The sequence below is a fragment of the Bradyrhizobium yuanmingense genome, from assembly GCF_025200905.1.
Taxonomy (GTDB): Bacteria; Pseudomonadota; Alphaproteobacteria; order Rhizobiales; family Xanthobacteraceae; genus Bradyrhizobium; species Bradyrhizobium yuanmingense.
Window position 1 is genome coordinate 3924746 of the sequence record NZ_CP104173.1, and the last position, 20348, is coordinate 3945093.

A 20348-nucleotide genomic window follows, 5' to 3' on the forward strand; every position below is an offset into this window, starting at 1 on the left:
TGTGAGCAAAACGGAGCGTTCACGCCCCGGTTGCCACCGGACGGCCTTGTGAGCCATGTTTCCGTGTGAGATGGCGCGCTATATAGCGCCATTTCGGCCAGAAGCAAGGAAATAACGGCCTTTGGGGACGCCTCTAGGCTGCTGTCGCATCCCGGTATCCCCTGCCCCTCGCGCCTCCTAACACCTGGGCTGGCCCGGGGGGCAGCTCTTCGGTGGCGGGCCGGCCGGCCGCGGAGGCGCATGCGGCGCGGCGGCCATCGGCGGCGGCGCCGGTCGGGCGACCGGAGGTGGCGGCGGCGGCGGCGCTGGCCGCGCAACCGGCGGCGGAGGTGGTGCCGGCCGCGCCATTACTGGCGGAGGCGGAGGCGGCGCCGGCCGTGCCACGGCCACGGGCGGAGGCGCCGCTCGCGGCGGCGGAGGTGGCGCAACGCGCGGCGGAGGCGGCGGCGTCGGCCTTGCCAGAGCCTGAGGAGGCGGCGGCGGAGCGGCGGGCCTGGCGGCCTGCGGCGGCGGTGGCGCGGGCCGATGACCCTGAACTCCGGACGGTGTCCGCGCCGCTACGGGCGGCGGCGGAGGTGTCACGGGTTTAACCGCAGTCGGGGCCGCGGGCTTGCCGGTGGCCGCGCTCGGCGGCGGCAAAGCGCCCGGCTGGGGCCCGCCGGGCCTGCCGCGCAGGTCAGGCACAGGCGGGCTCGTCGTCCCCGGCCTGGGCAGGGCCGCGGACGGGCTCGCCGCGGTTCCGGAAGCCGGCGGGTGATTGGGCGTCGTTGCCGCGTTCGGCTGCGCCGGCGGAACGTTGCCGCTCGGCGCCGTGGCGGTCGCGGCGGGCTTGCCAGGGGATGGGACAGTCCCGGGCGCAGCCCCTGCCCTGGCCGGCGGCGGCCCGCCGGGGGTGCCGGGCACGGGCAGCGTATTGGCCGGCGGCAGCTTGGTCGGGGCCAGCGCTTGCGGGGTTGCTGCGGCGTTGCCGGCGGGAGCGTTCGCGCTCGGACTGGGCGTGCCGCCGGGCGTCCCCGTCGCGGGCGGCGCTCCGGCCGGCGGGCTGCCCGGAGATCCCGGCACCGGCAGCGTATTGGCCGGCGGCGGCTTGGTCGGAGCCAGCGCTTGCGGGGTTGTAGCGGCACTGCCGGCGGGAGCGTTTGCGGTCGGACTTGGTGTGCCTCCCGGCGTCCCAGCTCCGGGCGCCGCTCCGGCTGGCGGGCTGCCGGGAGCTCCTGGCGGCGGCACAATATTGGCCTGCGGCAGCTTGGCGCCGGCGGGCGGCGGCGCTGTCGTGCCAGGCGCGACATTGGCCGGAGCTGGTGTCGGGATACCTGGCCTCGCCGTCGGCTGGATGGTCGCGCTCGGCGGCATCGGCGCCTTGCCCTGCTGGATCAGGGCGGCGCGCTGAACGACCGCCTGCGGCACGGCCGGTCCTGCCGGCGTGGCGCGGCCGGCAACCGCCGGCGCCAGATTGCCAGGTCCGATCCCAGATCCGAGCGCCGGCCCCGCGGCCGGCGGCGGCGCCGGCGGGCGGTTAATCACGGTGTTGATGACCGTGGTGTTGTGGATGTTCTGGTAGATGATGTTGTTCGGCGGCGGCGCGACATAGACCGGCGGCCTCACGAACACCGGGATCGGCACGAACACCGGCTGCGGCAGCACGAACAGACCGACCACCGGCAGCGGCGGCGGCAGCACGACGAAATCCGGCGGCGGCGGCGGCAGATAATAGACCGGCGGCGGCGGTGGCGGCGCGAAGCCGAAATCGGGATCGCTGAAATACAGCACCGGGCGATCGACATAGACCACCTCCTCCGGCGGCGGTGGCGGCACGTCGTAGTCGATCATCGCGAAGGTCGGCGGCGGCTCGGGCGGCGCGGTGAGGATCGCAAGGCGGCGCCGCGCATCCGCCGCATGCGGCCCGCGCGGATAGCGGCGCAGATACGACCAATAGGCCTCCGGCGTGTCGGTCCGGTAGGTCCGCCGCCAGGTGATGGCTTCGCGGCGCGCGGCAACGATCGCCATCACGCGCTTGGCGAGGGGATCGTTCGGATAGGCCGCGAGAAACTCTTCATAGGCCGCCAGCGTGTCGCGCTCGAGCGCGGCGGCATAGGCGTCCTGCACCCCGAGATCGCGGATCGGCTTGCCGCGGATCGCGGCGACCTGGTCGGGCGCAGCCTGCGGCGGCGGCGCATCGGGCGCGCGCTCGAAGAACGAGAATGGCGCCGAGATCTTCTGCTCGTTCCAGGGCACCTGCGCGCCCTTGGAGGCCTCGTTGACGCGCAGGCGGACGCGGTCGAACACCTCGGGCAGCGGCAGGCCGCCGGTGCGGATCATCTCGGCGAGCGACTGCGCATAGATGCCGTAGGGCCCTGGCTCCTCCGGCGCCACCGTGCCGGGCGCGGCATTGAAGGCGATCAGCATGTTCGCCTCGGGCTCGACCAGCGCCAGACCGCTCGCGATCGGCTGACCGCCCTCGATGAAGGGCTGCGCACGGGCTGCGTCGAGCACGACGATATTGGCCTTGAGCGGAATCGAGGCGAGCTGGCGCGCATAGTCGCTGATGCGCAGGGCCTCGGTCGGTATGTCGGTGTCGCGGCTGATGTTGGAATCGACCGGGATGAAATAGTTCTCGCCGGCGAGCTGCACGCCGTAGCCGGCAAGATAGATCATCGCGACGGTGCCCGGGCCCGACGCCTGGGCCTTCTGGATGAAATCGCGCAAGCTCTTGCGCAGCGTGTCGCCGTCGAGATCGCGCGCGCCGACCACGTCGAAGCCGGCCGCCTGTAGCGTCTGCGCGATCAGGCCGGCATCGTTCGCGGTGGTCGCCAGCGGCGATTTGGCGTAGGCGCCATTGCCGACCACGAGCGCGATACGCTTTTCCTGCTGCTGGGCACGCGCCTGATGCGGCGCGCCTGCGGCAAGGATCGCCATCGGCAGGAGAAGGCAGAGGAAGACTTTGAGCGTCCCACGCATGGCTTGTGCCTGCTTTTGTCGTTGAGGTAGCCACCGCATATACCGCATATCAGGCGCGCGGCCAGCTGAATGGCACTTGAACGAAAAGCGCGGATTGAGGCGGCGGCATGGCGCCGCCGCCCAACTCAAACCTCCACGCCAAACCTCACGTCAAACCTCGAACCTCCACGTGAGGCCCGCAAGCCTCGCGACCGCACTGCGGCACAAGGCTCCTCGGCCCGTTCAGCCCTGGGCGATCAGATCGACCGTGCCAGTGGTTAGCCGGTAGATGCCGCCGACAACCTTCAGCTTGCCCTGCTCCGCGGCCGCATTGAGGATCGGCGCAGCCGTCTTCAGCTTGGCGATGTTGTCGACCACGTTCTGCCGGATCGCCTTGTTGAGCACGTCCCCGCCCTGCTGCATCGCCGCCTTTGCGGCGGGCGCGATCGCATCGACCAACGAGGGAATGTGCCCCGGCGGCGACGTATTGTCCTTGATCGCCTTTAGCGTCGCGTCGACCGCGCCGCAGGCATCATGGCCGAGCACGAGGATCAGCGGCGTGTTCAGCACCGCCACCGCATATTCCATGCTTGCGATGGTCTCGGTGCCGGCAAAATTTCCGGCGACGCGACAGACGAAGAGGTCGCCGCGCCCCGCATCGAACGCATATTCCGGTGCGATGCGCGAGTCGGCGCAGCTCAGCACGGCCGCGAACGGATTCTGTCCGCCGGCCAGCGCCTCGCGCTCGTGCTTGAAATCGTGACGTCGCGACACGCCGGCGACGTAGCGCCCATTGCCTTCCATCAGCCGCTTCAGCGACGCGTCGGGCGACAGCACGTTCTGCGGCTTTGGCGGCTGCTTGGCGTCCTTGGCCAAGGCGCCACTGGCGAAAGCTCCACCGGCGAAGGTCATGCCGAACGCGGCGGCGCCAAACAGCATCGCCGATCGCCGCGACGGCGCGATGTCTTGGCGCAGAGAGTCTTGGCGCAGAGATTGGTGATGCAGAGTGTCAGAACACTTGTCGCACATGTGACGTCTCCTCGGGTCAGTGGACGAATGAAGCGTCGCGAAGATAGGTGCGCCGATATGAAGAAATAACAAATGTTAGTTGATGCAACCGATGATTGCTGCACCGCGCGCTATGCTGCAAGCCGAAAGGCCGGTCATTCCGCGCCCGACGATTGCACGAACATGCGTCCGCCTGCATGCATTCGAGATCAACCCGCCAAAGAGCCCCTGCGCCAGCGCGATCAGAGGCACGTCGTCGTACCGCGCGCCCTACTCGACGGCTTCCAGCTCCGCGAGCTTCGTCCGCGCGGTTGCCTCATCCAGCGCGACGAGCTCGCCCGGCCCGAGATTGGCCTCGCCCGCCGTCGCGACGGACACGACCGCAAGTCCGGCCAAACCGCCGAGCACGGCGCCGCCCATGGCCGCATCGTGCCGGGGGCTGCTCTTGATCAGGTAGAAATGCGTCCGGCCTGCCTCCATGACGATCTCGCGCTTGGTCTCGCCCGGAAACATCAGCTCGGTGAGCAGCACGTCGTGACGCCCGGCAGGCCGGTCGGCATAGGCATATTTCCCGGCCACGACTTTTCCGAGCGGCGCACCGTCGAGCTTCACCTCGCAGGCGCAAATGGCCATGCTCAAGCCGCTCCTCTTGTCCTGCAGGAACACCACACGCGAGTGCCCCGCGCGCGGAGGACCAACCTTTTTCGACACCGACGCAAAGTCCGTCCCAACCTGATTGCTGACGCACCCCGTCAGCATGGCACAAACGGCCAACAACAACGCAACCTGTCGCAGCATCACACGCCCCATTCCATTCCCCGGGGACATGCTAGTCGGAATCAGCGCAGGGTTGCAACCGATGCAGTATGACGACTTTGCAAAAACCGGAACGCGTGGCGGAGAAGCTAAAGCTGCTGCACGTCGACGACGCCTGCCACCGCCTTGATCGCGCCGGCGATCTGCGGCGAGACCTTGAAGCGGCCGGGCAGCTTCATCTCCACCTCGGTCTCGAGGTCGAGCATCAGCACCAGCGAGACCTCGCCGTCGCCGTTTCCGCGGGGTGCGATGCTGGGACTGCCGACCTTCGGCGCGCCGCCGTTGGAAGCCGCCATCTCGGGCCCGGCGAGACGCTTGGCAATCGAGTCCAGCGGCTTGGTGTCGCGCAGGAAGATGCGCAGCCCCTTCTGCGTCTTGGCCGCGGCATCATCGAGCGGCTCGGCATGCAGCACGCGGGCGCGGACGTCCTCGCCCTGAAGCTCGGCCCCGAGTTGCAGCAGCACGGCCGCGCCCGGCTCCAGCACGTCGCGATATTGCGCAAGGCCTTCCGAGAACAGCACCGCCTCGAAATGGCCGGTGGGATCGGACAGCCCCATGATGCCCATCTTGTTGCCGGTCTTGGTACGCCGCTCCATGCGCGAGACCACGGTCGCGGCAACCTTGCCAGCGGTGGCGCCGGTCTTCACGGCGCGCGAGAACTCGGCCCAGCTCTGCACCCGCAGCCGCTTCAGCACGGTCGCGTAATCGTCGAGCGGATGTCCCGACAGGAAGAAGCCGATCGCGTCGTATTCGCGGCGCAGCCGCTCGGCCGGCAGCCATGGCTCGACCTGCGGCAGCATGATGGTCGGCGCATCCGCCGACATGCCGAACATGTCGTTCTGGCCGATGGTCGCAGCTTCATGCGCGCGCTGGCAGGCGGCGAGGATCGCATCCGCACCGGCAAAGACGCGCGCCCGGTTCGGCTCCAGCGTGTCGAAGGCGCCGGCGGCGGCGAGACTTTCGATGATGCGCTTGTTGATCGCGCGCGGCGAGACGCGCGCGGCGAAATCGGCGAGCGAGGTGAACAGGCCGCCCCGGGTGCGCTCCGCGATGATCTGCTCGATCGCCTGAATGCCGACGCCCTTGAGCGCGGCGAGCGCGTAGTAGATCGTGTTCTCGCCGACCTCGAAGGTCGCGCCCGACCGGTTGATGTTCGGCGGCTCGACCTTGATGCCGAGCCGCTGCGCCTCGGAGCGGAATTCGGAGAGCTTGTCGGTGTTGTTCAGATCGAGCGTCATGGACGCGGCGATGAACTCCACCGGATAATGCGCCTTCATGTATGCGGTGTGGTAGGACACCAGCGCATAGGCCGCCGCGTGGCTCTTGTTGAAGCCGTAGTCGGCGAATTTCGCCAGCAGCTCGAAGATGGTTTCGGCCTGCCCCTTCGGCACGCCGTTCTTCACGGCGCCCGCGACGAAGATGTCGCGCTGCTTGTCCATCTCGGCGCGGATCTTCTTGCCCATGGCGCGGCGCAACAGGTCGGCGTCGCCGAGCGAATAGCCCGACATCACCTGCGCGATCTGCATCACCTGCTCCTGGTAGATGATGACGCCGAAGGTCTCCTTCAGGATCGGCTCCAGCACGGGGTGCAGATATTCCGGCTCCTCGTCGCCGTGCTTGCGCGCGCAATAGGTCGGGATGTTCGCCATCGGGCCCGGCCGATAGAGCGCGACCAGCGCGATGATGTCCTCGAAACGGTCGGGGCGCATGTCGATCAGCGCCCGCCGCATGCCCTGGCTTTCAACCTGGAACACGCCGACCACGTCGCCGCGCGCCAGCATCTGATAGCTCTCGGCATCGTCGATCGGCAGCGTGGCGAGATCGACATCGATGCCGCGCGGCTTGAGCAGCTTGCAGGCGACGTCGAGCACGGTCAGCGTCTTCAGGCCGAGAAAGTCGAATTTGACGAGCCCCGCCGGCTCGACCCATTTCATGTTGAACTGGGTCACCGGCATGTCGGATTTGGGATCGCGGTAGAGCGGCACGAGCTCGCTCAACGGACGATCGCCGATCACGATGCCGGCCGCGTGGGTCGAGGCGTGGCGGGTCAGGCCTTCGAGACGCTGGGCGATGTCGAAGGCGCGCGCCACCACGGGATCTTCGTCGCGGAACGCCTGCAGCTTCGGCTCGCTCTCGATCGCGGCGGCCAGCGTCACCGGCGCCGCCGGATTCTGCGGCACCAGCTTGGTCAGCTTGTCGACCTGGCCGTAGGGCATCTGCAGCACGCGGCCGACGTCGCGCAGCACGCCGCGCGCCTGCAGCGTACCGAAGGTGATGATCTGCGCGACCTGGTCGCGGCCGTAGCGCTGCTGCACGTAACTGATCACCTCGCCGCGGCGGTCCTGGCAGAAGTCGATGTCGAAGTCCGGCATCGAGACGCGTTCCGGATTGAGGAAGCGCTCGAACAGCAGGCCGAACTTGATCGGGTCGAGGTCGGTGATCGTCAGCGCCCACGCCACTAGCGAGCCTGCGCCGGAGCCGCGGCCCGGCCCGACCGGAATGCCGTGAGCCTTGGCCCATTTGATGAAGTCGGACACGATCAGGAAGTAGCCCGCGTACTTCATGCGCATGATGACGTCGAGCTCGAACGCCAGGCGCTTGTTGTAGTCTTCTTCCGTCGTGCCCTGAGAGAGGCCGTGCACGCGCAGACGGTTGGCGAGCCCCTCCTCCGCCTGGCGCTTCAGCTCGGCCGCCTCGACCGCGGCGGCATCCGAGCTCGCCGCGGCGCCGACGGTGAAGAACGGCAGGATGGGCTTGCGCGTCATCGGCCGGAACGAGCAGCGCTCGGCGATCTCCACCGTCGAGGCCAGCGCCTCCGGAATGTCGGCGAACAGCACCGCCATCTCGGCGCGCGTCTTGAAGCGATGATCCGGCGTCAGCTGCACACGGTCGGTCTCGGCGATCAGCCGGCCGCCGGCGATGCAGAGCAGCGCATCATGTGCTTCGTAATCGTCGGTGGTTGCGAAATACGGCTCGTTGGTCGCAACCAGCGGCAGTCCCTTGGCGTAGGCGATGTCGATCAGGCCGCCTTCGACGCGCCGCTCCTTCTCGGCGTTGTGGCGCTGCAATTCGATGTAGAGACGGTCGCCGAAAAGAGCGGCCAGACGCTCGCACCGCGCGCCGGCGAGCTCGGCCATGCCGCCGGCGAGCGCCAGCGAGATCGGCCCGTCCGGCCCGCCCGTCAGCGCAATCAGGCCCTCGGTCTCGCCCTCGAGCCAGTCGAGCTTGATGAACGGAGCATGGCTGTCCGGCGATTCCAGAAACGCGCGCGAGTTCAGCCGCATCAGGCTGCGATAACCGCGCTCCTGCGCGGCGAGCAACACCACGCGCGAGGGTCCCATCGCGTTGCGCGCATTGGGATCCTGATCGCCGAAATCGATGGCGAGCTCGCAGCCGACGATCGGCTGGATGCCGGAGCTCGCCATCTTGTCGGAGAACTCCAGCGCGCCGAACAGATTGTCGGTGTCGGTCAGCGCCAGCGCCGGCTGGTGGTCCTTCTTGGCAAGCTCGGCGAGCTTGGCGATCTTGATCGAGCCCTTGAGCAGCGAATAGGCCGAGTGAACGTGAAGGTGAACAAATCCGGCGCTCGGCATGGTCGCGTGACGGCCTCTTGCAGATGAGATGGAGCGGTCTCCGGCGCCTCAAGGCATCATGCACTCGCGGCCGACTCGCCTCTCAATGGTGGGGTCTCACAGCTTGAGAGTCCACGCCGGAGCGGCCGCTTGGGCGCGTCGTCCCGCTTTTCCCCAAGAGGTCGGAGAAAGCCGGCCTACAGCTGCGGAATGACCTGGGCCCAGATCGCGATCATCCCGACGAACAGCGTGATGGACGCCAGTGCGGCGGCTTCTTCCACGAAAACCCTGAACATGGCCGGCTCCCTTGTTGGAACGTATGAAGAACATTGTTCTCATTTCGTTCTATGGAGTCAAGCGATCCGGAAGCCGCCGAAAGGAGATGGTTAACTCGCTGAAGACAAACAGCAAAAAAGCCCCGGCCGAGGCCGGGGCTTTCGTCAGCCACTCACGTGGAGCGGTCAGTCTCAGTAACGGCCGATCATCGGGCCGCCGAACTTGTAGTTCAGGCGGACGAGACCCATGTCGATGTCCTGCCCGATGCGTTCGACAGCGCCACTGGCGAAGGTGACGTTGTGGTCGCCGAGGAAGATGTGGTTGTACTCGACGCCGACCGTCCAGTTCGGAGCAAAACCAAACTCCAGGCCCGCGCCAACCGTGGCACCCCAGCGGGTCTCGTCGGCCCGGTCGAGATTCGCACCCGTCACGACGCTGTAGACGTCGTACTTGTTGCTGACGACCGCCGCACCGCCCTTCGCGTAGAGCAGGACGTTGTTCCAGGCATAGCCAACCTGGCCTGTGATCAGACCGAACGCATCGACGCGCGTCCGGTTCCGCAAACCGGTGATTGCGCTGATGTTGTCACCCGAGAAGTCGGCCCAGTTGCCCTGGCCCTCGAGACCGAACACGAACTGGCCGGACTGAAAGCGGTAACCGATCTGGCCACCGACGGTGCCGCCGGTCGAGTTGTGGGAGCCTTCCGGACCGAAGCCGACCAGATCCCACGACGTGTCAGCCGAACCGCCGCCGCCGTTGATACCGATGTAGAAGCCGCTCCAGTCATACACCGCAGCGATCGCCGCGGGCGGTGCTTTGGTGTAGGGCCGTGCCGCGAGATCAGCCGCAAGTGCCGGCGCAGTCGCACCAAGCGCGACCAGGCTGACAGCTGCAAGCAACAAATTCTTCTTCATTTGATTCCCGTTCCAGTTTCTTCAGTAGTGGGCCCCCCGGCCGTGGGTCGTCATAACAGCGATCGACGGAATTGCTGTAGCCGCGGCGCCACAGTGTGATCGAAAGGACTTTGCTCATTAACGAATGTTAATCGAGCATCGCGGACACCCTATCAAACAAGGGGTTTTGCAGCAGTTTCAATGTTGACGAGGCGAGACAAGCTGCATGCGCGCGCAACATCGTCGCGCGCACATTAGCGTGATGGAAGAGGCGAATGCGAATAAGTTCCTCATCCAAATTGTCGCCATCTTTTCGCTCGCTTTCATCACATTCGTGGGCGCGTCAATCGCTAGCTCGCCTCCGCGCGTACTTCGCCGGACAAAGCGACACCCCATACGCGATCAGAGTCGTCTGCGTGATGAGGCCAATCAGCGACAGTGCCTTTTGGAAGCTGCAGCCTCACACACCGTCTTTCACCTGAAAAGCCCGCCTGAAGCGGACATCTCGAAGGATGGTCGCAGGAACGGCTGAACAGCTCTCAAATGCCATAGCCCTGCGATGAGCGCGCTGCGTCTGCTCAGCTTTGCCAGGGCGCATTGCGGATCCGCGTGCACGCGTTCGGCCTTTGGAAGCTCGGATCGTGATCTGCGATGTAGTCGAAGTTGACCGTCCCGAACGTCGTCTGCGGTTTCTTCAGCGCCGAGCAGGTCTGTACCTTCACGAACTCGTTCTTGAAGTCACCGCGCGGGAACGCCGAGATCACCTGCTCGCGCTGCTCCGGTGTGTAATGATCATACCCGATGCCCACCACATCCACCAGAACGCCTGCGTTGGTGAGCGCGATTTCCGGTCTCATATATTGCGGAATGCCGGGCGTGGTGTGCAGGGCGATGGCCTCCCACACCAGATCGGCCTGGGAATCAGCGATGCCGCGTGCCCGCAGAAACTCGCGCGCTGCATCGGCACCGTCGACTTCAAACCGCTTGGTCGCGGTATGGTAGTGATCGACGAGGCCGAGGTCGTGAAACAGGGCCGCGACATAGAGAAGCTCGGAATCAAACTTCAGCTTCTGGCGCAATCCCGTCATCGCGCCGAACACGTAGACGCGAACGGAATGGTTGAACAACATCTCGTCTTCGTAACTGCGCACCAGCTCGGCGGCCTCGCGAGCCAGTTGGCTGTCGGGAATTTTGACGCCGGAGATCACTCTCGTCATTTTCAGGTTCCTGCTTTCTGTTTCGGCTGATTCCCTTCGGGTCAGGCGGCCTCCTCGAGCGCGGCCTGCGGCGTATTTCGAAAGCTGATCGACATGCGATGTACGCATTCATCAGGCTGATCGCGATCGTGAGATCGACTAGCTCGCGCTCGCTGAAGACTTTGCGAACAGCTTGATAGGCCTCATCCGGGACGTTGGTCTCGGCGACGCGGGTGATCGTCTCGGCCCATGCGAGAGCCGCACGCTCGCGCTCGTCGAAAAGATGGCCCGCCTCGGCCCAGGCCTGGACCAGCGCGATCTTTTCGATTTTCACGCCGCTCTTCAGCAGGTCGCGTGTATGCATGTCGAAGCAGTAGGCGCAATTGTTGATCTGCGACACGCGAAGATAGACCAGGGTGACAAGCGTCGCGGGAAGTCCGCTCTGCATGACGTAGCCGTAGACACCGCCCAGCGCCTTCATACCTGCCGGTGCGACGTGATTGTAGTTGAGCCGTTCGCTCATCTGCCTGCTCCTTGATGATCGGGGATGAACCCTCCCTCTTGCCCCCTTAGGTGCCCCTGCACTGGTCCACAAAAAAGCACCAAGAACGTACAAAACTCGTGTACCACGCAGGCATGACGAGGCCGCTGCATCTGGAGCTCGATCGATCTGCAAAGACGCCGCTGGCCGAGCAGATCCACAAGGGGATCAGGACCGCGATCGAAAGCGGCGTTCTCGCCCCCGGCGCACGCCTGCCCTCCTGGCAGGATCTCGCCGCCCAACTCGGCGTCGCCCGCGGCACCGTACGGGTGGCGTACGAAAAGCTCTCATCCGCCCAACTGATCGTCGCAAGCCGCGCGACAGGAACCCATGTCGCCGACAGGCCCCCGTTCCCAGCAAGGCGGGACAGCGCCCCGTCGCCCGGCTCGTTCATGGAGATGTACCAGGAGCTGACGGCGGGGCCCGCGATCTTCCAGATGGGCGTGCCTGCGCAGGAGACCCTTCCCGCGACATTGCTGGCGCGGATGCGCGCGCAGGCAGTTCGGGCGGAGGTGAGCGCACCGGCGATCTACCCGGATCCACGCGGCGAGCTGGCGTTGCGGCGCGAGATCGCGGCCTACCTCGCGCTGGCGCGCGGGATCGAATGCGCGCCGTTCCAGATCATCGTCACTGCCGGTTTCAGCGGCGGCCTTGGCTTGGCGCTCCGCGTCCTCGGACTCGAGCAGAAGAAGGCCTGGATGGAGGACCCTGGCTTTCCCTTTACCCGGCAGGGTCTCGCGCTTGCGCGATTGTCGGTTGCGCCGATCCCCGTTGATGCGGACGGCATCGATGTCGATTACGGCATGAAACATGCTCCTGATGCGGCACTGGTGGTCGTGACACCGGGCCAGCAGGCGCCGCTCGGCTCCACATTGTCGCTTGTGCGGCGCTCACGCCTGCTCGACTGGGCAGCGCAAAGCAAGGCATGGGTGATCGAGGATGACTATCTCAGCGAGCTTCAGCTCAAGGGCCGGGCGACGCCGGCGCTCGCATCGCTCGACCGCGCCGGCCGCGTCATTCACATCGGCTCTTTCAGCAAGACGGTGACGCCTGCCCTGCGGCTGGGCTTTGTCGTCGCACCGGCCGCCCTGGCGTCGCAATTTGCCGAAGCTGCTGCGTGCCTTGCGCCCGCGCCTGGGCCGGCGGTGCAGCGCGCGATGGCCGACTTCATGCGCGAGGGCCATTATCTGCGGCATCTTCGGCGCACGAAGCGGGTTTACGCTGCACAAGGCGATGCATTGCTGAAGTACCTTCGCGCGCGCACCGCGAACATTGCGCTTGCCGGGTTGGCGGCGGTCCTGCAATTGGCGGACGGAGCACCCGATCTGGCCGTCGCCAGGGAAGCAGCACGGCTGGGACTTGCGCCTACGCCGCTATCGCTCTGGTATGCGTCGAACGGATCAGTGCGCCCGGGACTTTTGCTCGGCGTGGCAACGTCTCCGCTCAAACGAATTGAGGCGTCCTGCGATCGACTGTTGCAAATCATCGATCGTCTGACCTGATCTTGACCTGACGGACGACAGCACGCCGCGCATGGGTGCGTTGCTGCGGTGGCCGGTGAACGAAATAAGCGTGCACCGGCCGGCCATCAAAAGTTGTGATAACGGTGGTCCTCATATAGGGTCGAACCTCTTCCTCGCCGTGCGTGGTCGCTTGCTGCATGCATGTCCGTATCCTGCTCCTCCTTGCCTCGCTCTTGCTTCCCGGCACTTTGCGTGCCGAAGCAATGCCGGCCGAGAAAACCGGATTTGCCTCCAGGCTGACGATCTATCTCGCCAAGGGACCTGCCGACGCATGCGGCCCGGGCTGCGATCGCTGGATCGCCATCGAGGGCGAGATCGATCGGGAGGCTGCGCTGCGCATTCGCCGCTTCCTCGCCGCCGTCAAGGACCTGCAGCGTCCGATCTATCTCCATTCGCCAGGCGGCAACGTCGAGCAGTCTTACGCGATCGCGCGGTTGCTGCGCAGCCGCAAGGCGGTTGCCAGGGTTGGCCGGACGATCGCGACCGCCTGCGCCGCGGGCACGCAGGTGGATGCCGCCTGCCTGAAGCTCAAGAACGCAAGCGGCGAGGTCGAGGCCGAGCTCACCACGACCCGCGCCATGTGCAACTCGGCCTGCGCATACCTGTTTCTGGGGGCGGCATCGCGCGAGGTCGCCCCCGACGCCGCAATAGCGGTCCATAATTCCAGGCTGGTGCTCGCCTTCGACGGACGGCCCGATCCGGCGGCCGTCGCGGAATACAGGCGTCGCCGGCTGTTGGCGGCCGATCGCGATCGCGCCGCGTTCATCGCCGCGATGGGAATTGGTCGCGAGCTCGATTCGCTGATCCGGACGGTGAAATTCGAAAGCCTGCACGTGCTGACGCGATCCGAGCTCCACGGTTTCGGCATCGACACGCGACCGCTCGCTGAGACAAACTGGTCGCTGGAGAAGGAGGCCCGGCCGTTCGTCCGCAAGATCGCGACCGCAAAGAAGGCGAACGGCTCCGCGTTCCGAACGATGGAGCTGCGCCTGTCTTGCGAAAGCAGCAAGGGCGCACCGCTGACATTTGCGGCCGAGGTCGACGAAAAGGCCACCGGCAAGAGCACGATCCTGATCACGGCGGATGCCGACAAGGAGAAGACGGCCGGAGGATCTCCGCTGCGGACCGGCAAGCACGAGGTCTGGCGCAGCAACATCGACCCCGACATGGTCAAGGCGATACTGGCCTCCCGCTCCCTGCATGTCCGCGAAAGCACGCCGATCGCGGACGACAAGACGGACATCATGACATTCGAGCTCGACCTGGCGGGCCTGCCGTCACAATGGGCTCGGCTCAAGGCATCCTGCGCATTGCCGACGCCGGGCCCGACAAGCTCCTGGCCGACGACGCCTGGGAAAGCGGCTCCCTGGCAGGCAGTTCATTGGCCCGAGAGCCCTTGGACGCCCGCCCCCCAACTGACCGTCAGCACAAACCCTCGGCCCGCTCCGTCGCCTTGAAATGCCATCGGACATCGCCGGGGACGATTCAACGCGCAACATTCATTCACCCCTCGTCGAGCAGGGAGCGGACCTTGGCGGCCAGGTCTTCGATCGCAAAGGGCTTGGACAGCAAATGCTTGCCGGCATCGAGCACGCCATTGTGGACGATCGCGTTGCGCGTGTAGCCGGTGGTGAACAGCACTTTCAGATCCGGGTATCGTCTCGACAGCTCGGCCGCGAGTTCGGCACCGGTCATGTCGGGCATGACGACGTCTGTGAACAGCAGATCCGGAACGAAACCGCCTTCGATCTTGCCGATCGCCTCCCGGGCGCTGGCGGCCTCGACGACGGTATAACCAAGCTCGCGCAGGCTTTCGGACGAGATGCCGCGGACCCGCTCGTCGTCCTCGACGACGAGGATGGTCTCGCTCTGCGGACTTGCACCGGGATGTGGCACGCCGTGCGACGGAGTTGAGACAGGCTCCTGGCCCGCGAACCGTGGAAGATAGATCTTCACGGTCGTACCGACATCCACCTCCGAATAGATTTTGACATGACCGCCCGACTGCCGCACGAAGCCGTAGACCTGGCTGAGGCCAAGTCCAGTCCCCTTGCCGACGACCTTGGTCGTAAAGAACGGATCGAAGACCTTTCCCAGCACGTCCGCCGCAATGCCCGTGCCGTTGTCCGTCACCGCAATGAGCACGTACTGCCCGGGCTGCAGCGCGTATTCGCGGGCATATTTTCGATCTATCGAGGCGTTGGCGGTTTCGATCGTCAGCCTGCCACCCTTAGGCATGGCATCGCGTGCATTGACAGCAAGATTGACGAGAACGCTTTCGAGCTGGGCAGGGTCTGCCTTGACGCGCCAAAGGCCAGCCGCGAGGACCGTCTCGAGACGGACGAGCTCGCCGAGCGAGCGCTCGAGCAGCTCACTCATCTCACCGACCATCTTGTTGATGTCCACGACCTCGGGCGCAAGAGGCTGCTGCCGCGAGAACGCCAACAATCTTTGCGTCAACGTGGCGGCACGGTTCGCACCATCCGTTGCACTATCCAAGAAGCGGTCAATGTTGAGCTCGCCCTTGCCGAGCCGCCGTTTGGCGAGATTCAAGCTGCCGAGGATGACGGCCAGCATGTTGTTGAAGTCGTGGGCGATCCCCCCGGTCAATTGCCCGACGGCTTCCATCTTCTGCGATTGCCGCAATTGCTCCTCGGCCTTCATGCGCTCGGCGATCTCGTCGGCGACACGTTGCTCCAGCTCGGCATTGAGCGCTTCGAGCCTGGTCAGCAGCTGGGCATTGTCAATGGCCGTCGCGGCATGGCCGGCAATGCCGAGCAATGCGGATTCGTGCTCCTCGTGGAATCGACCGACCTCCGCATGACCGAAGAAAAGCCCACCGAGCACCTCGCCGCTGCGCGAGATCACGGGGACCGCCAGATAGGACCGGACCGGAAGATGGCCCTCGGGCATGCCTTTCCGCGGCGCATTCTTGCCATAGCGCGGGTCTTGCAGGATGTCGTCCGACCTCACCACGCCCGTGCCCTTGAAGGTCGGCTCGAACACGGCGGTGGCGCGCGGCATCGGGAAGTTTTCGAAAGCGGATCGCGGCACGCCGGACAGCGAATACAGCATGTAGCTGCCGCCGTCCGCGGCCAGGACGTTGTAGAAGAAGGCTCCGAACTGGGCGCCCGTCAGCTCGACGCCGGCATCCGTCACGATCTGCACGATCCTCTCGAGATCGCGTTCGCGGGCAACCGATGCTCCCGTGTCGTTGAGGATCCTCAGATGACGCTCGGTCTTCTTTTGCGCGGATATATCCAGCACGGTCCCGATGAATCGCGTGGCGTGGCCGTCAGAAAAGATCGCGTGACCCGTTGCGGCGATCCAGCGCTCGACACCATCCTCGATGCCGATGGTGCGGTATTCGATGTTGTAGCTTCCCGGAGAATTGGGCTGTAACGCGGTCGAGACGGCCTCATGGGCGCGCTGCCTGTCGTCGGGATGGATGCCCTTCAGGAATGAGCCCTCGTAGCTGACCTCGGCATCCGGTGAGAGACCGAACACCTCCTTGCAGCGGTTATCCCATCGAAGAATGTCGTTGACCGGATCGTAGTCCCAGGTGCCGATTCCGGCGGCCTTGTTGGCGAGGACGAGCCGCTCGGCAGCTTCGCGCGCCGCCTGCTCCGATCGGACGCGCTCGATGTGCGCCCATGATCGCTCCGTCACCTCGGTGAGCAAGGCAAGTTCGCGCGGCGTCCAAAGATGCGGGCCACGGTGATGAATGGCCATCAAGGCGGTCAGGCGCCCCTCCTTCACCAAGGGCATGCAGATCGTCGAACCGATGCCGATGCGCTGGAAGGTGGCGGCTTCCTCGGGGGCGATCTCCTTCAGATTGTCGTTGATGATGAGGGGGCGGCCGGCGCCCAGCTCTCGCACCGCCTTCTCGCCGAAGTCGGCAAGGCTGTAGTGCCCCACTATGTGCATCGCACCGGGGGCAGCCCAATCCCCGCGGATGGTGAAGCCGTCCTGATCGGGATCCATGTCGGCATAGGCGCAGTTGGAGACGCCGAGATACTCACCGACCATTCGCGTCGTCACTGCCATGACGCCGTCTGCATCGCGCGTCTTGGCCGTTTCCTTGTTGAGAGCGTCCAGGAAGAGGAGTCGCGCTTCGTTCTCGCGCACCGCGCTCTCGGCGCGGCGACGTTCAACGGCGGTGCGGGTGCGTTCGGCAACCTCGCGGATGAGCTCGAGCTCCGCCGGGGTCCATTCGCGCGGCGTGGCATTGTTGAGGTAGAGCAGCGCCACGACCCCATCGGGCTCGGAAATCGGCATGTTGACGAATGCGCGCGCCGAGATCGCCTCGAGAGCTCGGGCGCGGTCGCCGACGCGAGCGTCCTTTTCAGCATCGGCGCAGACGACCGTCTCGCCCCGCTTCAAGTCTTCGATATAGCTGCCATAGTCGCGAAAGCGCAGCACGCCGGCCAGGCTCAAGATCCCAGGCGCATTCCAGTCGCGCGCGATCGTGATGGTCTCGGCGGAGGTGTCGACGGTGCCGTAACCTGCCCGGCTGACATTGAGGCTGCGGCCAAGCAGCTCGGCCGCCGCATAGGCGAGATCGTCGGGGCTGCCGATCTCTCGAATATGATCGCCGAGGGTGGCCAAGACGGCGTTGCGGTCGGCCGAGGATCCCCCGGTCGCTGTCGTCATCGGTCAACCCCGAACACGTCCCTCGCTCCACCTGCACAATGATGAGACAGTAACTGTAGGTGGGGCCTTCGGTTCCCGGCGCGAGGGGCGGCTCAGCATCAAGACGCCTCTCGGGTCCTGCTCGGCCCAGCGCGCGATGCAGGTGGTCAAGTGTCTTCAACAACGGCGGGCTTAGAGCGGCGTATAGATCACGAGCTTCAGTGCGGGATCGTCGTTGGCCTGGAAGCTGGTGTGCTCGAAGTGCAGCACGCCTTTGCTCGGATGGTTCATGGTCTTGCGGCCCGAGATGGTGCTGCGGATGTCGTGCGCCTCCCACCATTTGACGAATTCCGGGCTGCCCTCGCGCAGTCGCGTCAGCAGCTCCGTGAAGGCGGGATCGCCGGCCCAGACGTCGTGCTTGGCGCGAAACATCGCCACCATCGCCTTGGCTACGTCGGTCCAGCCGGCGCCATAGGATTTTCGCGTCTGCTTGTTCGTCAACATAAGAAGCAGCGTGTTGCGATCCTGCTCCGGCAATCGCCCGAACCCGAACACCTCCTCGGCCGCATCGTTCCAGGCCAGCACGTCCCAGCGCCGGCCGGTGATGTAGGCCGGCTGATGCAGGCTCTCGATCATGCGACGAATGGGCGGAGGCACGATCTCGCGGGTGAAGGGGCTCCTTGCGGGCTCGCGCGCCAGCGCCTTGAGGTGGGCGTGCTCGGCCTTGCTGAGACGGAGGGCCCGGGCCAGCGCATCCACGGTGGTCACGGACGGGCTGACCGTGCGCCCCTGCTCGAGACGGATGTACCAGTCGACGCCGATGCCGGCGAGCTGCGCAACCTCCTCGCGGCGCAGCCCCGCGGTGCGCCGGCGCCTGCCCGCCGGAAGCCCGACCGCCTTCGGCGACAGCTTTTCGCGGCGGGACCTCAGGAAGTCCCCGAATTCAACGCGGCGTGGATCGACCATGGCAGATGTCCCGGCGATGGAGGGCCTACGGAATACTAGGATAATACCGGGCCTTCCTGTCTCCGGACAGGTCGGCGCATACGGACTTCACCCGACCTCGAGGTGAACATCATGAAAGCTGCCGTACTCAAATCCTTCGGCTCGCCGCTGGCGATCGAGACTGTCCCCGAACCGGTGCTCGGCACCGGCGAGGTCATCGTCGACGTCGTCGCGACGCGCGTGCTGTCCTACATGAACGAGGTCTTCGACGGGACGCGCAACTACGCGCTCGACCTGCCAATCATTCCAGGCCCAGGCGGCGTCGGCCGCGTGCGCGCGATCGGTCCGGACGCGACCAGGCTTGCCGTCGGCGACTGGGTGTTCTGCGATCCGACAGTGCGCTCGCGCGATGACGCCGCGGCGCCGGATATCGCCCTGCAGGGCCTGACCGCCGCGGGACCCGGCGGCATGCGCCTGCAACGGCACTTTCGCCACGGCTCCTTCGCCGAGCAGATGCGGGTGCCGACCGAGAACGTCAAACCCCTCGGCCCGATCACGTCCGAGCAGGCGAAACAATGGTGCGCGCTGGGCACGCTGCTGGTGCCCTATGGCGGCTTCCTTGCGGCAAACCTTCGCCCGGGCGAGACCGTGCTGGTGAGCGGCGCCACCGGCAATTTCGGCAGCGCCGCCGTCTCCGTCGCGCTGGCGATGGGCGCAGCCTGCGTGGTCGCGCCGGGCCGCAACGAACGGATCCTCGCCGACCTCGTCCGCCGCTTCGGGGCGCGGGTGAAGCCGGTCAAGCTCTCGGGTGACGAGGACGACGACCGTGAGACGATGAAGCGCGCCGCACCGGGGCCGATCGACTGCGTCTTCGACATCATGCCGCCCTCGGTGAGCCCGACTGTCGTGCGCGCGGCAGTCATGACGGTCCGCGCTTACGGACGCGTCGTGCTGATGGGTGGCGTCGGCATGGCGGGCGGGCCGGGCCTCGAGCTGCCCTACCCCTGGATCATGCGCAACTGCATCAGCATCCACGGCGTCTGGATGTATCCGCCCGACGCGGCCAGCCGCCTGATCGCACTGGTGCGTGCCGGGCTGCTGCGGCTGGAAGAGTACGAGACAGAGACCTTCGATCTCGACCACGCCAACGAAGCCGTGGCGCATGCTGCCGCCAATGGCGGACCGTTCAAATTGACGGTGATCAGGCCCTGAATCGTGAGGCGGCGACGGACCGCCGTCTTCGATTTTTTTCGGAAGTCTCACCAAGCACTTGGCTACTGTGCATGGGGTTGTTTTCGAGCTCTTTAGTCGAGTTCGACCACCTGGCCGTTCGACAGCGAGACGCGCCGGTCCATACGGCCGGCGAGCTCCATGTTGTGGGTGGCGATCAGCATCGACACGTGCGTCGCCTTGACCAGTTGCATCAGGGCCTGGAACACGTGCTCGGCGGTGCCGGGGTCGAGATTGCCGGTCGGCTCGTCCGCAAACAGCACGCGCGGCGCATTGGCCACTGCACGGGCGATGGCGACACGCTGCTGCTCGCCGCCGGACAGCTCGGCGGGGCGATGGGTGATGCGGTCGCCGAGGCCGAGATAACCGAGGATCTCCTTGGCACGCTTGACGGTCTCGGACTTCTTCAGGCCGCGGATCATCTGCGGCAGCATGACGTTCTCGAGCGCCGAGAACTCCGGCAGCAGCCGGTGCGACTGGTAGACGAAGCCGATATCGGTGCGGCGCAGCTGGGTGCGCTCGATGTCGGGCAGTTGCGAGGTCGGTGCGCCCGAGACATAGACCTCGCCGGAATCGGGGGCTTCCAGCAGCCCCGCGATGTGCAGCAGCGTCGACTTGCCAGAGCCCGACGGCGCCACCAGGGCGACGGACTGGCCGGCCCACAGCGCCAGCTTGGCGCCGTCGAGGATCGTCAGCGGCACCTCGCCCTGCAAGTACTGCCGCTTTATCTCGTGGAGATAAATGACCGGTACATCTTCTGCCCCCTGCTGCTGCTCCAT

At 65.9% G+C, this 20348-nt stretch carries 12 protein-coding genes and 1 pseudogene; 3 read left to right on the plus strand and 10 right to left on the minus strand.

Annotation, left to right across the window (positions count from 1 at the left end; genetic code table 11):
* Positions 1 to 177: 177 nt before the first annotated feature.
* From N2605_RS18450 to N2605_RS18480, 7 genes and pseudogenes are all read right to left on the minus strand, one after another.
* Positions 178 to 2958, minus strand: a complete 2781-nt coding sequence (locus N2605_RS18450) for a caspase family protein (RefSeq protein ID WP_260342024.1) — start codon at positions 2956 to 2958, stop codon at positions 178 to 180.
* Between the two features lie 222 nt (positions 2959 to 3180).
* Positions 3181 to 3966: a carbonic anhydrase gene (locus N2605_RS18455; protein WP_036010065.1), complete on the minus strand. Its 786-nt coding sequence runs from the start codon at positions 3964 to 3966 to the stop codon at positions 3181 to 3183.
* Between the two features lie 249 nt (positions 3967 to 4215).
* Positions 4216 to 4578, minus strand: coding sequence for a DUF2846 domain-containing protein (locus N2605_RS18460; protein ID WP_036010067.1), 363 nt, complete (start codon positions 4576 to 4578; stop codon positions 4216 to 4218).
* 272 nt (positions 4579 to 4850) lie between these two features.
* Entirely contained in the window at positions 4851 to 8354 is a 3504-nt protein-coding gene (dnaE, locus tag N2605_RS18465) for a DNA polymerase III subunit alpha (protein WP_260342025.1), read from the minus strand.
* 446 nt (positions 8355 to 8800) lie between these two features.
* Positions 8801 to 9523: an outer membrane protein gene (locus tag N2605_RS18470; RefSeq protein ID WP_225124086.1), complete on the minus strand. Its 723-nt coding sequence runs from the start codon at positions 9521 to 9523 to the stop codon at positions 8801 to 8803.
* Between the two features lie 557 nt (positions 9524 to 10080).
* Positions 10081 to 10719, minus strand: coding sequence for an HD domain-containing protein (locus N2605_RS18475; RefSeq protein ID WP_036025269.1), 639 nt, complete (start codon positions 10717 to 10719; stop codon positions 10081 to 10083).
* Between the two features lie 41 nt (positions 10720 to 10760).
* A pseudogene (locus N2605_RS18480) lies at positions 10761 to 11221 on the minus strand (carboxymuconolactone decarboxylase family protein).
* A 113-nt stretch (positions 11222 to 11334) separates the two neighbouring features.
* On the opposite strand from N2605_RS18480, the gene pdxR reads away from it, so the two are divergent.
* Both pdxR and N2605_RS18490 read left to right on the plus strand, forming a co-directional pair.
* Entirely contained in the window at positions 11335 to 12741 is a 1407-nt protein-coding gene (pdxR, locus tag N2605_RS18485; protein ID WP_260347459.1) for a MocR-like pyridoxine biosynthesis transcription factor PdxR, read from the plus strand.
* 158 nt (positions 12742 to 12899) lie between these two features.
* Positions 12900 to 14219 carry a hypothetical protein gene (locus tag N2605_RS18490; RefSeq protein ID WP_260342026.1) on the plus strand — a complete coding sequence of 440 codons (1320 nt, stop codon included), beginning with the start codon at positions 12900 to 12902 and terminating at the stop codon, positions 14217 to 14219.
* Positions 14220 to 14265: 46 nt separating this feature from the next.
* Here N2605_RS18490 and N2605_RS18495 read toward each other — a convergent pair whose 3' ends face one another.
* Both N2605_RS18495 and N2605_RS18500 read right to left on the minus strand, forming a co-directional pair.
* On the minus strand, positions 14266 to 17415 hold the full coding sequence (locus N2605_RS18495) for a GAF domain-containing protein (RefSeq protein ID WP_260342027.1): 3150 nt from the start codon (positions 17413 to 17415) through the stop codon (positions 14266 to 14268).
* A gap of 171 nt (positions 17416 to 17586) precedes the next feature.
* Positions 17587 to 18360, minus strand: coding sequence for a helix-turn-helix transcriptional regulator (locus N2605_RS18500; protein ID WP_260342028.1), 774 nt, complete (start codon positions 18358 to 18360; stop codon positions 17587 to 17589).
* Positions 18361 to 18471: 111 nt separating this feature from the next.
* On the opposite strand from N2605_RS18500, the gene N2605_RS18505 reads away from it, so the two are divergent.
* Positions 18472 to 19551: a zinc-binding dehydrogenase gene (locus N2605_RS18505; RefSeq protein ID WP_036025284.1), complete on the plus strand. Its 1080-nt coding sequence runs from the start codon at positions 18472 to 18474 to the stop codon at positions 19549 to 19551.
* A 92-nt stretch (positions 19552 to 19643) separates the two neighbouring features.
* Here N2605_RS18505 and N2605_RS18510 read toward each other — a convergent pair whose 3' ends face one another.
* A complete protein-coding gene (locus N2605_RS18510; protein WP_036010093.1) occupies positions 19644 to 20348 on the minus strand; it encodes an ABC transporter ATP-binding protein in 705 nt (234 codons plus the stop codon).